Origin of the sequence: Streptomyces sp. NPDC002018, from assembly GCF_042890865.1 — a bacterium.
In the GTDB taxonomy this organism is placed as follows: Bacteria; Actinomycetota; Actinomycetes; order Streptomycetales; family Streptomycetaceae; genus Streptomyces.
The window spans coordinates 41879-57133 of record NZ_JBIASO010000001.1; the positions used below are offsets into that span (position 1 = coordinate 41879).

15 protein-coding genes and 1 pseudogene are annotated in these 15255 nt (G+C 71.3%); 12 read left to right on the plus strand and 4 right to left on the minus strand.

Going from position 1 to position 15255, the window contains the following annotated elements:
* The first annotated feature begins 200 nt into the window (after positions 1-200).
* Positions 201-1652 (plus strand): phosphoribosyltransferase, encoded by a 1452-nt coding sequence (locus tag ACFYYH_RS00190; protein WP_388543750.1) that lies wholly within the window; start codon positions 201-203, stop codon positions 1650-1652.
* Positions 1653-1738: 86 nt separating this feature from the next.
* Here the strand turns inward: ACFYYH_RS00190 and ACFYYH_RS00195 are convergent, their stop codons facing one another.
* Positions 1739-2650 carry a hypothetical protein gene (locus tag ACFYYH_RS00195; protein WP_388543753.1) on the minus strand — a complete coding sequence of 304 codons (912 nt, stop codon included), beginning with the start codon at positions 2648-2650 and terminating at the stop codon, positions 1739-1741.
* Between the two features lie 226 nt (positions 2651-2876).
* Here ACFYYH_RS00195 and gcl point away from each other — a divergent pair, with 226 nt between their 5' ends.
* Positions 2877-4670, plus strand: a complete 1794-nt coding sequence (gcl, locus tag ACFYYH_RS00200; protein WP_388543754.1) for a glyoxylate carboligase — start codon at positions 2877-2879, stop codon at positions 4668-4670.
* A gap of 350 nt (positions 4671-5020) precedes the next feature.
* Here the strand turns inward: gcl and ACFYYH_RS00205 are convergent, their stop codons facing one another.
* Together ACFYYH_RS00205 and ACFYYH_RS00210 are read right to left on the minus strand one after the other, a co-directional pair.
* Positions 5021-5911 (minus strand): 2-hydroxy-3-oxopropionate reductase, encoded by an 891-nt coding sequence (locus ACFYYH_RS00205; protein ID WP_388543756.1) that lies wholly within the window; start codon positions 5909-5911, stop codon positions 5021-5023.
* 54 nt (positions 5912-5965) lie between these two features.
* Positions 5966-6808: a TIM barrel protein gene (locus tag ACFYYH_RS00210; RefSeq protein ID WP_388543759.1), complete on the minus strand. Its 843-nt coding sequence runs from the start codon at positions 6806-6808 to the stop codon at positions 5966-5968.
* Positions 6809-6901: 93 nt separating this feature from the next.
* Here ACFYYH_RS00210 and ACFYYH_RS00215 point away from each other — a divergent pair, with 93 nt between their 5' ends.
* The 8 genes and pseudogenes from ACFYYH_RS00215 (at position 6902) to ACFYYH_RS00250 (ending at position 13690) form a co-directional block, all read left to right on the plus strand.
* A complete protein-coding gene (locus ACFYYH_RS00215) occupies positions 6902-7438 on the plus strand; it encodes a GNAT family N-acetyltransferase (protein ID WP_388543762.1) in 537 nt (178 codons plus the stop codon).
* Between the two features lie 166 nt (positions 7439-7604).
* Positions 7605-7847 (plus strand): annotated as a pseudogene (locus tag ACFYYH_RS00220) (hypothetical protein); the annotation flags it as partial.
* A gap of 125 nt (positions 7848-7972) precedes the next feature.
* On the plus strand, positions 7973-8329 hold the full coding sequence (locus ACFYYH_RS00225; protein ID WP_388545219.1) for a helix-turn-helix domain-containing protein: 357 nt from the start codon (positions 7973-7975) through the stop codon (positions 8327-8329).
* Positions 8330-8508: 179 nt separating this feature from the next.
* Entirely contained in the window at positions 8509-9369 is an 861-nt protein-coding gene (locus ACFYYH_RS00230) for a ketose-bisphosphate aldolase (protein ID WP_388543765.1), read from the plus strand.
* Between the two features lie 4 nt (positions 9370-9373).
* Positions 9374-10183, plus strand: a complete 810-nt coding sequence (locus ACFYYH_RS00235; RefSeq protein ID WP_388543768.1) for an HAD-IA family hydrolase — start codon at positions 9374-9376, stop codon at positions 10181-10183.
* 28 nt (positions 10184-10211) lie between these two features.
* Complete coding sequence (gene dhaL, locus ACFYYH_RS00240) at positions 10212-10931, plus strand: dihydroxyacetone kinase subunit DhaL (RefSeq protein ID WP_388543771.1); 720 nt, start codon at positions 10212-10214, stop codon at positions 10929-10931.
* A 175-nt stretch (positions 10932-11106) separates the two neighbouring features.
* The gene (gene dhaK, locus ACFYYH_RS00245) at positions 11107-12102 is read left to right on the plus strand and encodes a dihydroxyacetone kinase subunit DhaK (RefSeq protein ID WP_388543774.1); all 996 of its coding nucleotides are present in this window, start codon (positions 11107-11109) and stop codon (positions 12100-12102) included.
* Positions 12103-12292: 190 nt separating this feature from the next.
* On the plus strand, positions 12293-13690 hold the full coding sequence (locus ACFYYH_RS00250; protein WP_388543777.1) for a cytochrome P450: 1398 nt from the start codon (positions 12293-12295) through the stop codon (positions 13688-13690).
* 51 nt (positions 13691-13741) lie between these two features.
* Here ACFYYH_RS00250 and ACFYYH_RS00255 read toward each other — a convergent pair whose 3' ends face one another.
* A complete protein-coding gene (locus tag ACFYYH_RS00255; protein WP_388543779.1) occupies positions 13742-14011 on the minus strand; it encodes a hypothetical protein in 270 nt (89 codons plus the stop codon).
* Between the two features lie 240 nt (positions 14012-14251).
* Here ACFYYH_RS00255 and uraD point away from each other — a divergent pair, with 240 nt between their 5' ends.
* Together uraD and uraH are read left to right on the plus strand one after the other, a co-directional pair.
* The gene (gene uraD / locus ACFYYH_RS00260) at positions 14252-14854 is read left to right on the plus strand and encodes a 2-oxo-4-hydroxy-4-carboxy-5-ureidoimidazoline decarboxylase (RefSeq protein ID WP_388543782.1); all 603 of its coding nucleotides are present in this window, start codon (positions 14252-14254) and stop codon (positions 14852-14854) included.
* Positions 14851-15249: a hydroxyisourate hydrolase gene (uraH, locus tag ACFYYH_RS00265; protein ID WP_388543784.1), complete on the plus strand. Its 399-nt coding sequence runs from the start codon at positions 14851-14853 to the stop codon at positions 15247-15249. Before uraD ends, uraH begins: the two co-directional genes overlap by 4 nt.
* The last annotated feature ends 6 nt before the right edge of the window (positions 15250-15255 follow it).

Here is a 15255-nt window from a genome sequence, read left to right on the forward strand (position 1 = left end):
TGTCGCGGCGGCGGCGCACGAAGCCCCCGGCGACCCACGGGATCCTCATATCCAGACTCCACCCGGAGCCCTCCCGGCGCTATGGGGCGGCTTCCCCCGCCTTCGGGCGGGGATCCCGGTCCTGCCGGTTCGGGTGTTTTCGGGTTGGATGGAGAGAGTTCCCGATGCGGGCCGCAGGGCCCCGGGAGAGGAGGCGGACCATGCGCTTCGTCGACCGAACGGCCGCCGGGAAACGGCTGGCCGAAGAAGTGGAACGGACGGATCTCGACGATCCCGTGGTGCTGGGGCTGCCGCGCGGCGGAATTCCGGTGGCGTACGAGGTCGCCCGCGCGCTCGGCGCGCCGCTGGACGTGATCGCCGTCCGCAAGCTGGGCGTGCCGTACCAGCCCGAGCTGGGATTCGGCGCGATCGGCGAGGGCGGCGTGAGGATCATGAATGACGATGTGCTCCGCGCCGCACGGGTCGCCCCGGACGAACGCGCGGCGGTGGAGCGGACCGCGCGCGCGGCGCTGGAGCGGCGGCTGCGGCGCTACCGGGGGGACCGCCCGCCCGTCGGGCTCACGGGCAGGACCGCCGTGATCGTCGACGACGGCATCGCCACGGGGTCCACCGCGTTCGCCGCCTGCCGGGTGGCACGGGCGCGCGGTGCCGCGCGGGTGGTGCTCGCCGTACCGCTGGCACCGGCCGAGGCCCTGGGCTGGCTGGGCCAGGAGGCCGACGCCGTGGTGTGTCTGTCGTCGCCGGAGTACTTCGGTTCGGTCGGCCAGTGGTACGTGGACTTCGCGCAGACCAGTGACGACGAGGTCGCGGCCCTGCTCGCCCGTGGGGCGAGGTCCGGGGAAGCGGTGCCGGGGGAAGCGGTGTCGGGGGAACCGGTGCCCGGGGAGGGGGAGGCAGGTGAGGGGGAGGCCGGGGAGAACGCCGCGCTCTCCGGCACCCGCGCCCCCAGCCGTACGGGCACGGACGGGGGAACGGCCGGGCATAGCGCACGGGACCCGGAGGTCGTGGTGCGGGCGGGACGGACGGAGCTGCCCGGGATCCTGGTGGTGCCGAGGGGCGCGCCGGGCATCGTGGCCTTCGCGCACGGCAGCGGAAGCAGCCGGCACAGTCCCCGCAACCAGGCCGTGGCGTCGGCACTGCACCGGGCGGGCCTCGGCACCCTGCTGTTCGACCTGCTCACGCCGGACGAGGCGGAGGACCGTACCCATGTCTTCGACATCGGCCTGCTGGCCGAGCGGCTCACCCTGGCCACCCTGTGGCTGCGCCGCGAACGGGCCCTGCCCGTCTCCTACTTCGGTGCCAGCACCGGTGCCGCGGCGGCTCTGGTGTCGGCGGCCGAGCCGCATACGGACATCGCGGCGGTGGTCTCACGCGGCGGCCGTCCCGATCTGGCGGCGGGCCGGCTCGCCGAGGTACGGGCATCCACGCTGCTCATCGTCGGCGGCTCCGACACCGACGTACTGCGCCTCAACCGCGAGGCGGCCCAGCGTCTGCGCGGTGAGCACCAGGTCGCGATCGTGCCGGGAGCGACCCATCTCTTCGAGGAGCCCGGTGCGCTGGAAGCCGTGTCCCATCTCGCCACGGAGTGGTTCACCCGGCACCTGACCCCGTACGGGACGGCGCCGCTGCCACGGACCGGCCGTACGCGCTGATCGCGGGGGAGCCGCACGCACCGACCCCGCGCGGGAACGGCCCCGCCGACCGGCCGGAACGGCCCCGTGGACCGACCGGGGAGGGACTATGCGCCGGGGGGCCGCGCGCCGGCCGCGAGCAGTTCGTCCGCCGGGCCGTTGATTGGCCGGGGAGTGCCGGTGAGGTCCAGGACGAAGAGCGGCACGCCCAGGTCGCCGGCGCGGGCGAGGGCATTGTCCGCGTACCCGGAGAGGGAGAAGAAGACGCCCACCGCCGAGGCGTTGAGACCGTTGAGCCAGAGGCACTCGACGGCGCGCGGGGTGACGGGACGGGTGGTCGGCTCCACCTGGGCGACCACGCCCCGGCCGCGCAGATCGATCACATACGACGCGGTTTCCGTTCCCTCCCCGGCCCTGACGACGTTCTTGAAGCCCAGCCAGCGCAGATAGAGCGCCGCGGCCGTCACCACGTCGTGGGCGCTACGGATCGTCAGCGGACGGAACGAGGGGCGTGGTGACGCCGCGGTCCGCGGCAGCGGGATATGCGCGGGCGGGCCCGTGAGGGGCAGCGGCCCGGCCCGGTCGGCTCCGCCGGCGGCCGGCGCCCCGGCGTGCGTCCCGGTCTCCGGAATCCCCGTGACCCCCGTGGCCTCCGGTGACACGAAGGTCTCCGGAGCCCCTGGCGCCACAGGAGCCCCCGAGGTCCCCGGGGCTCCCGATGCCCCCGGCGCCCCCGACGTCCCCGGGGCCGTGGGACTCATCGGCCGTACCGGAATCCGTAGCACCGTGCCGCACGGACAGCCCAGCTCCGGCCGTGGCCAGTCGTCCTCGCGTCCGCACGCGGTACAGCGCACGGCCACCCACTCCTCGGCCCAACTGCGGTACGTGATCGGCTCCACGGGTACGTCGTCGGCCAGCGGGGGTGTCACCGGAGCCCCGCACGCGCAGGGATGGACCGCCGCCACGAAGGCGTGCCCGCCGCCGCAGGACGGGCAGCTCACCCACACGTTCTCCGTCATGTGCCTCTCCGTCACCCGTGCCCCCTCCGGCCGTGATCCATCGCGCCCGGTGTCCATCGTCCACCACGGGCGAGGCCCTCGGGAGGCTCTTCCGGCATCCCTTGACGCCGCGCGGAGCCCCGCCTTAGATTGATTCCATATAGCAGAACTAAACTTCCGTATTACGGAATCGACTCTCAGGTGGCGCGACAGAGCCCGAATCCGCCGGCCCAAGCAGGAGAACTCCATGCCTCGAATGACCGCTGCCCGAGCGGCAGTTGAGATCCTCAAGTGCGAGGGTGTGACCAACGCGTTCGGTGTGCCGGGCGCCGCGATCAACCCCTTCTACGCGGCCCTGAAGGCGTCCGGGGGGATCCACCACACGCTCGCCCGCCATGTCGAGGGCGCCTCACACATGGCCGAGGGGTACACCCGTACCCACCCGGGCAACATCGGTGTCTGCGTCGGTACGTCGGGCCCCGCCGGCACGGACATGATCACCGGCCTCTACTCCGCCACCGGTGACTCGATCCCGATCCTCTGCATCACCGGCCAGGCCCCGACCGCGGTGATCCACAAGGAGGACTTCCAGGCCGTCGACATCGCGTCGATCGCACGGCCCGTCACCAAGGCCGCGACCACGGTCCTGGAGGCCGCCCAGGTCCCCGGCGTTCTCCAGCAGGCCTTCCATCTCATGCGCTCGGGCCGGCCGGGCCCGGTGCTCGTCGATCTGCCGCTCGATGTCCAGCTCACCGAGATCGAGTTCGACCCCGAGACCTACCAGCCGCTGCCGGTCTACAAGCCCGTCGCGAGCCGTGCGCAGATCGAGAAGGCCCTCCGGATGCTCAACGCGTCCGAGCGCCCGCTGATCGTCGCGGGCGGCGGCATCATCAACGCCGACGCCTCCGAACTGCTGGTCGAGTTCGCCGAACTGACGGGCGTTCCGGTCATCCCCACCCTGATGGGCTGGGGGACCATCGCGGACGACCACGAGCTGAACGCCGGCATGGTGGGTCTCCAGACCTCGCACCGCTACGGCAACGCGACCTTCCTGGAGTCGGACTTCGTCCTCGGTATCGGCAATCGCTGGGCCAACCGCCACACCGGGAAGCTCGATGTGTACCGGCGGGGACGGACCTTCGTCCATGTCGACATCGAGCCCACCCAGATCGGCAAGATCTTCGCACCGGACTACGGGATCGCCTCGGACGCCAAGGCCGCCCTGGAGCTCTTCGTCGAGGTGGCGAAGGAGCTGAAGGACTCGGACGGACTGCCCGACCGCACCACCTGGGCCGCCTCCGCGTGGGAGCGCAAGGCCACGCTCCACCGCCGTACGCACTTCGACAATGTGCCGCTCAAGCCCCAGCGGGTGTACGAGGAGATGAACCGGGCCTTCGGCCCCGAGACCCGCTATGTCACCACCATCGGCCTCTCCCAGATCGCCGGCGCGCAGATGCTGCATGTCTACCGGCCGCGCCACTGGATCAACTGCGGCCAGGCGGGCCCGCTCGGCTGGACCGTCCCCGCGGCGCTGGGGGTGGCCGTCGCCGATCCCGAGGCCACGGTCGTCGCGCTCTCCGGCGACTACGACTTCCAGTTCATGCTGGAGGAGCTGGCGGTCGGCGCCCAGCACCGCATCCCGTATGTGCATGTGCTGGTGAACAACTCCTACCTGGGGCTGATCCGCCAGGCACAGCGCACCTTCGACATCGACTTCCAGGTCAACCTGGAGTTCGAGAACATCAACTCGCCCGAACTGGGCGTCTACGGCGTCGACCATGTCAAGGTCGCCGAGGGACTGGGGTGCAAGGCGATCCGGGTCACCGAACCCGGCGGGCTCCTGCCGGCCTTCGAGGAGGCGAAGAAGCTCGCCGCCGAGCACCGGGTCCCGGTCGTGGTCGAGGCGATCCTCGAACGCGTCACGAACATCTCGATGAGCGGCAGTGACATCGCGAGTGTGAACGAGTTCGAGGACCTCGCCACGGAGCCGTGGCACGCGCCCACGGAGATCCTGCCGCTGACCGGATCCGAACTGACCTGACCCTGATCCGCCGCTGTCCCCGACCGAACAGCGGCGGAGGGACGCGGCCCCCGCACCGGAGGAATCCGGTGCGGGGGCCGTCGGCTTCTCCCGTCCCGTCCTGACCCGCCCGTCCCGTTCTGCCCCTGACCCTGACCCTGTCCTGACCCTGCCCCTGCCCTGCCACGCCGCTGCCCTGCCGCGCCCGGGCGGGGCAGGGAGCAGAACGCGGAAGAGCGCGGAGCACGGGAACGTCCGTGCTCCGCGCTCTCGCGCGGATGGGTCCGGGCGGCGGCAGCGCCTGGGCGCGACAGGACAGGTGTCAGCGCTGGCGCCGCCCGGGTACTGAGGTCCGGCGGCGGTCCCGGGAGTCAGACCTGATCGCCGGAGAGGCGCTCCACGGAGCGCAGCAGTGCGGAGTGGTCCAGGCCGCCGTCGCCCTGGGCGCGCAGGGAGGCGACCAGTTGGGCGACCACGGCGCCGACCGGAAGCGCGGCGCCGACGGCGCGGGCGGCGTCCGTGACGATGCCCATGTCCTTGTGGTGCAGATCGATCCGGAAGCCGGGCTTGAAGTCGCGGTTCAGGAAGTTGTCCTTCTTGCGGGTCAGTACGGTCGACCCGGCCAGACCGCCGTTGAGGACGTCGAGGGCCGCCGTGAGGTCCACCCCGGACTTCTCCAGGAAGACCACGGCCTCGGCGCAGGCCTGGATATTGACCGCGACGATGAGCTGGTTGGCGGCCTTCACCGTCTGGCCCGCGCCGTGCGGCCCGCACAGCACGACGGTCTTGCCGAGGGCGTCGAACAGCGGCCTGGCCTCGTCGAAGTCGGCCCGCTCACCGCCGACCATGATGGAGAGGACCGCCTCGACGGCGCCGGCCTCGCCCCCGGAGACCGGGGCGTCCAGGACCCGGATGCCCTTCTCCGCCGCGTTCCTGGCCAGCTCCACCGAGGTGCCCGGGGTGATGGACGACATGTCGATCAGCAGGGCATCCCGCCGGGCGTTCTCCAGAATGCCGTCCTCGCCGTAGGCGATCGCCTCGACCTGCGGGGAGGCGGGCACCATCGTGACGATCACATCGGCGTCCCGTACCGCCTCGGCGACCGAGCCGGCGACCGTGCCGCCGGCCGCGGCCAGCCGGTCCAGCTTGGGCTGCTCCAGGGTGAAGCCGGTCACCGGGTAACCGGCCTTGATCAGGTTCTCCGACATGGGCGAGCCCATGATGCCCAGGCCGATCCACGCGATCTTGGGGGGATTGCTCATGAGGTGCCCTCTTTCAGCACACGCGCGTGCGTCTCGACACGCCCGTGAAGATGGTCAGTTGGCGAGCCAGTCGAAGGCCTCGGCGCTCGGGCGGTCCCCCGGCTTGTACTCCAGACCGATCCAGCCGGCGTAACCGGCCTTCCGCAGCCGTCCGACGAGGTCGTCCAGCGGCAGCGATCCGGTGCCCGGGGCGCCCCGGCCGGGGTTGTCCGCGATCTGTACATGGCCGGTCTTGTCGGCATAGCGTTCGATGACCTCGTTCAGGTCCTCGCCGTTCATCGACAGGTGGTAGAGATCGAGCAGGAACGCCGCGTTGTCGAGCCCCGTGGCCTCGTTGACCCGGTCGACGACCGCGATCGCGGACTCCGCGCTCACCAGCGGATAGAGCGGGGACTCCGGCTTGTTGAGCGCCTCGATCAGCAGGATCGCGCCGGCCTCGCTCGCCGCCCGCGCGGCCAGCACCAGACTGTCCAGGGCCAGGGTGTCCTGGAGATGCGGGTCGACCCCCTCGACGCGGTTGCCGTACAGCGCGTTGAGCGCGGGGCAGTCGACGGAGGCGGCGAAACCCGCGGCCACCTCGACATTGGCGCGGAACCGCTCGGCCTCCTCGCCGGGTACGGAGAGCGCGCCGCGGTCGGGTCCGGGGAGCCGCCCCGCGTAGAAGTTCAGCCCCACGAGCCGGGTGCCGGCGTCGTCGAGCGCCGTCTTGAGGGCGTCCAGCTCGCGCTGCGGCGGGGTGGGGGTGTCGATCCAGGGCCACCACAGCTCCACCGCGGTGAAACCCGCGGCCGCGGCGGCGGCGGGGCGCTCCAGAAGGGGGAGCTCGGTGAAGAGGATGGACAGGTTCACATCGAAGCGCTGCTCTGTGCCGCGCCCGTTCGTGGTGAGAGGGGCCATGAGGAGTCAGGCGCTCCTTCCGTATTGCGGAAGTCATCTTCTGCTTGATGGAAAGCCTGCCTCTGGGGCTCCTGGACTGTCAAGAGGTGACGGATGAACACGGCGGAAATCCGGCAGCCGTCCCCGGACGTGGTCGTCCGCCCGGCCGCTCCCGGAGACCTCGCGGCGGTCGCCGCGATCTTCGCGTACTACGTCGTCCACACCGTGATCACCTTCGAGGAGACACCGCCGGGCCCCGGGGCATGGCGGGACCGGCTCGACGAACTCGCCGGGCGCCGTCTGCCGTTCCTGGTCGCCGAGGTGTCCGGTGAGGTGGCGGGGTACGCGTACGCCGCGCCCTGGCGTACGAAGCCGGCCTACCGGCACACCGTGGAGGACAGCGTCTATCTGGCTCCCGGGCGCACGGGGCAAGGGCTCGGCGGCGCGTTGCTGGGCACGCTGCTGGCCGGATGCGCCGAGGCCGGGACGGAGCAGATGGTCGCGGTCCTCGTGGACACCGACGACGGCGCGTCGGCCGCCCTGCACCGGCGCTTCGGCTTCGTCGAGGCGGGACGGCTGACGGGGGTCGGCCACAAGCACGGCCGCCGGCTCGACACGGTCCTGATGCAGCGGGATCTGACCGGACGATGATCCGTGCGGCAGCCGGAACGCTCACGACGACAGCCGGAACGATCACGACAACCGGACCGGCCGGAAGGCGCCCGTGCCGTACCCGGCGCCGTACCCGGGAGATCCGCGGCCGGTCACACGGTCGGTTAGGGTCGTCCTCGTCCCGGGCCGGTGCGAGGGAGGCACAGTGCGACTGAGAGTCGAGTTCACGACCGAACCCTTCGACCTCGACGAGCCGCCCGCGCACGCGGTGGTGGCCCGCGAGATCGTCCAGGGCGCCGGGCTGGACGCGGTGGACGTGGGACCGTTCGGCAATACGGCGGAGGGCGGTACGGACGCGGTGCTCGGCACGGTGGACGCGCTGCTGCGCCGCTCGCTGGCCGTCGGCGCGACCCGGGTCTCGCTCCAGATCAGTGTGATCGCGGACGATGATGTCGATGACGCCGATGACACCGACAACGGCGACGGCACCGGGGGCCTGAGAGCGGAGGACGGCCGGTGACCGACGCGCTGGACCATCCCTTCATCACGGCCGTCAAGCCGCTGGTGGACGCCATGGGCGGCGAACTGCTCGCGCCGCAGGAGGCCAGGCCCGACGATGTCGTGCTCGCCTGGGAGGGCGCGGACATCCTCGCCGTACGGCTGCCCCAGCTCTCGGAGTCCCTGGATCACATCCTGGCGGCGCTGGAGCGGCAGCACGGTATGCCGCTCGCGGATCTCGACCGCAAGACCAAGCAGTCGGTCGTCCGGATACTGGAGGCGCGCGGAGCCTTCACCGTGCGCCATGGCGTGGAGACGGTGGCGAGCGCCCTCGGCGTCAGCCGCTTCACCGTCTACAACTACATCAACTACGCCAACGAGCAGCGGGCCAAGGCGCAGGGGGCCGACGAGCGGCCGCAGCGGGACGGCTGACCGGCCCGGCGGAGGTCTGTCAGGTGGTCTGCCGGGAGGTCTGTAGGCCGCGTGGCCGGACCGGCCGAACGCGGCTGAGTGGCGGCGCCCCGCCGACAGGCGTCGAATGGACCTGGAGTGTCCGGTCCCCCGCGAGAAGGGCCGGGCCCCATTGGGTGAGCCCGATCCCAGGAGTCGCTGTGCCCGTCGTGCCGCTGACCGACATTCTGTCCGACGCCTTCGAAGAGCGTTACGGCGTGCCGGCCATCAATGTCTTCAACGATCTCACGATGGAGGCGGTCCTCGCGGCCGCCGTGGAGAAATCGTCGCCCCTGATCGTGCAGACGTCCGTCAAGACGGTCAAATCGATCGGCAGCGATGTGCTCCACGCCCTGTGGACCTCCATGACGGCGGGTATCGAGGTCCCGGTCAGCCTGCATCTCGACCACTGTCCGGAGCGTGAGGTCATCACCGAGTGTCTGCGCCGGGGCTGGAATTCCGTGCTGTTCGACGCCTCTCATCTGCCGGTGAAGGAGAATATGCGGCAAACGGTGGAGGTCGTCGCCGAGGCCCGTTCCCACGGCGCCCATGTCGAGGGCGAGATCGAGTCCATCACGGGTGTCGAGGACGGGATCGGCACCGACAGCACGGCCGCCCAGCAGGATCTGGACGTGGCGCTGGAATTCCTCACGACGACGCGTGTGGACGTCTTCGCGCCCGCCATCGGAAACGCTCATGGAACGTACAAACGCGCACCGGTCCTCGATTTCCAGCGGGTGTCCGACATCGTCGCCGCCTACCCCGTGCCGATCGCGCTCCACGGCGGCAGCGGTCTGTCCGACGAGCAGTTCCGCGACCTGATCTCCCGGGGGTGCGCGAAGGTCAATATCTCGACCGCTCTCAAGGAAACATTCATGAAGTCGGGTCTCGCTTTCCTCGAATCGGCCGCGGAGAAGCAGAAATGGGATCCGCCTTCGCTGTTCCGCTCCGTCCGCCAGGACGTCATCGGAATGGCCGGTTCGCTCATGACGCTCTTCGGCAGCGCCGGCCGGGCCGGGTGACACCGTGCCCGCCCTCGTCTTCGACTGCGACGGAGTACTCGCCGACACCGAGCGCTACGGGCATCTGCCGGCGTTCAACCGGACCTTCGAGGAGTTCGGCCTGCCGGTGCGCTGGAGCGACGCCGAGTACGCCGAGAAGGTCAAGGTCGGCGGGGGCAAGGAACGGATGAAGACGCTCCTCACCCCCCGGTTCGTCGCCGAGGCGGGACTGCCCGACGACCCCGCGGCGCTCGGTGAGGAGGTCGCCCGGTGGCACCGGCGCAAGACCGAGGTGTACACCGGGATCATCGCCGGCGGCTCCATCCCGCCCCGCCCCGGTGTACGGCGGGTGGCCGCCGAGGCCGACGCGGCCGGCTGGACGCTGGCCGTCGCCTCCACCTCGGCGGAGCCGGCCGTACGGAGTGTGCTGGAACTCGCCATGGGTCCCGAACTCGCCGGACGCTTCGCGGTGTTCGCCGGAGACATCGTCCCGCGCAAGAAACCGGCTCCGGACATCTACCGGTACGCGGTGGACCGGCTCGGGCTCGGCCTCGCGGGCACGGTCGTGATCGAGGACAGCCGCAACGGCCTGCTGTCGGCACTGGACGCGGGCCTCGGGTGTGTCGTCACGCCCAGCGCCTACACCGGTGAGGAGGACTTCACCGGCGCGCTGGTGGTCGTGTCCTCCCTGGGCGACCCCGCACCGGGGGACGGCCCCGGGCCTGAGGAGACCACCACGGAGGTCCTGAGCGACCCCTTCGGTGCGGACCCGCGTCCTTTCGTCCGGCTCGCGGATCTCGAATTCCTGCTCTCCGCCGCCCCCGGCGCGAAGTGACAGCGGAGCAGGCCAGTCAGGAGAGGACATGTCAGCGACAACAGACAGTGACAGTGAGAGAGACAGCGGCAGTGTGATGGACAGCGGCGGTGCGAACGGTCAGGAGAGCGACCTGGAGTTCGTCGTCAGAACCATCGCCCGCGCGGCCGTGGACAACGAGCGCGCGTTCAGCGAACTCGACGCCGTCGTGGGCGACGGCGACCTCGGATACTCGCTCGCGCGGGGATTCGAGATCGTGCTCGCCGACTGGGACTCCTTCGACCGCGGTTCGCCGTCGGCGTTCCTGAAGAAGGTCGCCGTGGTGATCACCGGACGGGTGGGCGGCACCTCGGGACCGCTGTGGGGCACGGCGTTCCTCCGGGCGGCCGGGGCCGTCACCGACCGGTCCCGGCTGGGCCGTACGGACGCGGTCGCCATGCTGCGCGCCGCCGCCGAGGGCATCAAGGCGCGGGGCAGGTCCGATCTCGGTGACAAGACGCTGCTGGACGCGCTGATCCCGATGACCGACGCGCTGGAGAAGGAGACACGGACCGGTGAGGGCGAGGGCGCGGCGGCCGACGCCGTCCGTCTCGCGCGGGTCGCGGCGTCGGCGGCCCGTACCGCCGCCGACGCGACCACCCCGATGCTCGCCAGGCGCGGCCGGCCCAGCTACACGGGGGAGCGCAGCATCGGCTCTCCCGACGCGGGAGCCGTGGCCGTCGCGGTGATCGCGGACCGGGTCGCGGACGAGTGGGCCCGGCGCACCTGACCCTCCCCGGGACCGGTCCCGTACCCGGTCCCGCCCCGGGGTGCTTCCGCGCCCCGCGTCCGGCCCCGCTGTTCCGTCCGCTGTTCCGGGGCCCCGTTGTTTCCGGCCCCGCTGTTTCCGTGCCCGTGCTGTTTCCGTCCCTGTCCGGCGTCGAGATCGAGGAGCGACCGACCCCATGAAGAAGTTCGTCAACGACCCGAAGAACTACGTACCCGAGATGCTTCAGGGGCTGGCCCTCGCCAACCCCGACACCCTCCGTTATGTCCCCGAGTACAACCTGATCATGCGCGCCGACGCACCGCGCGCCGACAAGGTCTCCCTCGTCCAGGGCTCGGGGTCCGGACATGAACCGGCCCATGTCATGAACGTGGGCCCGGGAATGCTCGACGCCGCGTGTCCGGGGGACGTCTTCTCCGCACCGCCCGCCGACTATGTGTACGAGACGGTCAAACGGGTGGCGTCCCCGAAGGGCGTTCTGCTGCTGGTCAACAACTACACCGGCGACCGCATGGCGTTCGAGATGGCCGAGGAGCTCTCCGAGGCCGACGGGATCACCGTCCGTACGCTGTACATCGACGACGACGTGTCCGTTCAGGACTCCACGTACACGGTCGGCCGCCGCGGGGTGGCGGGCAACTTCTTCGTGCTGAAGGCCGCGGGCGCGGCGGCGGAACGCGGAGCGGACCTCGACGAGGTGCACCGGATCGGTACGAAGGTCAACTCCGTCACCCGCACCATGGGGATGGCGCTGACCGCGTGCACCCCGCCGGCCAAGGGGTCCCCGCTGTTCGATCTGCCCGGGGACCAGATCGAGATGGGCGTGGGGATCCACGGCGAGCCGGGGCGGCGGCGCGAGAAACTTCAGCCGGCGGACGCGATGGTGCGGGAACTGGTCACCGCCGTCGTGGACGATCTCCCCTACACCTCCGGCGACTCCGTGGCGCTCATGGTCAACGGCCTGGGCGGCACCCCCCTCGGCGAGCTGTATCTGGTGTACGGGCTGGCGCACCGTCAGCTCATGGAGCGGGGCATCGCGGTCCGCCGCAGCTATGTGGGCGAATACTGCACGTCGCTCGATATGGCCGGCGCCTCCATCACCCTGGTCCGCCTGGACGACGAGATCTCCGATCTGCTCGCGGCCCCCGCCGAGATCCCGGTCCGTATCTTCTGACACACCGTCAAGTGACGTGCGGTGGGCGGCCGGCGACTCCCGCGGTGGGCCGCCGGCGACTCCCGCGAGGGGGCGCCCGGCGACGGTCACACCGCGTCGGACTCGTACACTGCTGGCCGAGGGCCGCGCGGTCGGCCGCGCCGCCGGCCCGCCTCCGGCGCGGTGAACCGCCCCGTGGGAAGAGACCGACGTGGAACGAGTCAGCGGGGGACACGCCCCGGATGCCACTCTGGAAGAACTGAGCCCCGAGCCGCTGCTCGGGCGGGAGTACCAGGACCGCCCGGACCTCGTGCACGAGCGGCTGCGCCGCCGCCACGGCGCCGTGGCGCCGGTGGACCTGCTGGGTGTCCCCGTCTGGCTGGTGCTCGGCTATCCGGAAGCCCTGCACGTGCTCCAGAACGACGCGCTGTGGCCCAAGGGGATGCAGTACTGGCGTGCCCGCAACGAGGGCCGTGTCCCGGACGACTGGCCGCTCGCTCCCGCGCTGGTGGCCGAGAACATGATGGCGCGGGGCGGCGCCGGCCACCCCGGTTACCGGGCCGCGTGGGACGCGGCGCTCAAACCGTTCCAGGACCCGCGGCATCCGCGGACCCGCAGGCTCAAGGAGAGCATCCGCCGGACCGCGAAGGAGCTGATCGCGCTCATCGCGCAGGGTGGCAGGTCGGGTACGGCGGATCTCGCCGCGCAGTTCTCCCGGCCGCTGCCCCTGATGGTCGCCGGTGAACTCCTGGGCGCCTCCGGATCCCTCGACGACGAGTCCCTCATGGACATCTGGCGGATCCTCGACGCGGGACCGGGCTCCGCCGAGGCCTCCGCGCGCGTCCTCACCGCCATGGGCAGGCTCGGCGAGGAGAAGCGGAACCGGCCGGGCGAGGACTTCCCCTCCTACATGCTGGCCGCGCGGCCTGGTCTGACGGCCTCGGAGCTGGCCCATGAACTCACCATGCTGATGGGGATGATCTCGGACCACGGAGGCATCCTCATCGCGAACGCCGTCGTCGAGATCATCACGGGTGACGGCCGCGCACGCGCCAGCCTGTCGGCCGGCATGATCCGTGAGGCCGTCAACCATGTCGCCCTGCGGAAACCGCCGTTGTCCAACTTCGTACCGCGGTTCCCGGTGACCGACCAGCGGCTGGGCGAGTACCTCATCCGGGCGGGCGAACCGGTGTGGATCGCCACGGCCGCCACGCACACGGACGTACGCTTCGCGTCCGGCACGTCGGCGGAGCGGACGACCAGCACGCGCGCCCATCTCTCCTGGGGCGCGGGCCCGCGCCAGTGCCCGGCCCGTGAACTCGCCACCACCATCACCACCCTGGCCCTGGAGTGCCTCTTCGAGGAGTTCGAGCAGCTCGAACTGGCGGTCCCGGTGGACCGGCTTCCCTGGCGGTCCTCGCCCTTCGTCCGGGGCCTGCGGTCCCTGCCCATCCGATACGAACTCAAGGCCGGCTACGACCTGCCCGCGCCGGCCGAGCCGGCGGCCGACGAGAGCCCCGCGAGCGCCAAGCGGCCCGGCGCGGCCTCCACGCTGCGTCAGTTCCTCGTCGGCCTGGTCACCGGAAAGATAGATCCCCACTCGTTCTAGATCCGGATGAAGGCGCGGTGGCGTCGCACCCGTGGTCGGCGCCGGTGTCTTTCAGCGGCGTTCCGCGGCCAGACGGCACGCCTCGAAGGCGTGGACGCGCTGGACGCGGCGGTCCACCAGCCCCTCCACACAGTCCCGGTAGGCGTAGGTGTATCCGGCCGCCCCCAGCTGGCACTGGAGGCCCAGGAGCGGATAGGTGTATCCCAGGTCCTGGAGGTACCGGGAGCACTGTGCGTCGGTGGCATGGGCCGGGGCCGGGGTGGTCAGGGGCAGGACGAGAAGAGCGGCGGCCGTCAGGGCCCGCACCAGGATTTTCAGCATGGCCCGACAGATACCGGCGACCGGCCCCGCGGCGCCGGTGATCGGGAGGCCGTATCACCCGTACGAGGGCAAAGGTCATACCGGCCGACACACACCACGGCATCCTCCGGCGCCGGGACACACGCGCCCCCGTACGCCCCCGGCGGGGCTGCCGCGGGCGAGAATTCAACAAAGTGTTGACGCCGTGACGCCGAGGGCGTTAGCTGGGCGAAGCCCGCCAGCACCGCCACGGAGGCTCCCGTGACTTCGACAGCGACACCGGGCCTGGCCCGGTTCAACACCTCTTCCGACCATGCGGTCCTGGCCGCGCTGCACGAGGTGTGCGCCAGTGCGGCATGGGGGAGGAAGGTGCTCGCCGGGCGCCCGTACGCCACCGCCGACGCCCTCCTCGCCGCCGGTGACACCGCCACGGGTGAGCTGACCGACACGGAACTGGCCGAAGCGATGGCGGGGCATCCGCCGATCGGCCGGCCGAAGCCCGGGGACCCCGTCTCGTCCCGCGAACAGCGGGGGATGGCCGGTGCCTCCGAGGAGCTGAGGGCCGAGATGCTCGAACTGAATCTGGCGTACCAGGACCGCTTCGGGCATGTCTTTCTGATCTGCGCCACCGGCGCGAGCGGCGAGGGGATGCGCGACGCGCTGAAGGAGCGGCTGGCGCACACGCCCGAGCGGGAGCGCGCGGTCGCGCGCGTCGAGCTGGGGAAGATCAACCGCATCCGGCTGACCCGTCTGGTGACGCAGGGCCTGGTGGCCCCGGCCGCCGGGGGCCCTGTGGAAGCCGGGGACCCCGTGGAAGCCGGGGACCCCGTGGAAGAGGTCGCCGGGGAAGGGGAGGACTCATGAGCACCGCGACCACCGCCTCGGTGTCCACACACATCCTGGACACCGGCGTCGGACGCCCCGCCGGGGACGTCGCCGTCTCGCTCGCGGCCCGGAGCGGCTCCGGCGCCGAGTGGGTGGCGCTCGGCGGCTCGCGCACCGACTCCGACGGGCGCTGCAAGGACCTGCCGGAGCTGCCGGCGGGTACGGCACAGGTGCGTCTCGGCTTCGGGACCGAGGCCTATTTCGTCAGCAGGGACCAAGCCGAGGCGCGGCAGGATGACACCCCCCGCGCACGGGACAGCGGCGTGCCGTTCTTCCCGGAGGTGGCGATCACCTTCGCCGTCACTCCCGGCGAGCACTATCACGTGCCGCTGCTGCTCAGTCCGTTCGGCTACTCCGTATACCGAGGGAGCTAGCAGGCC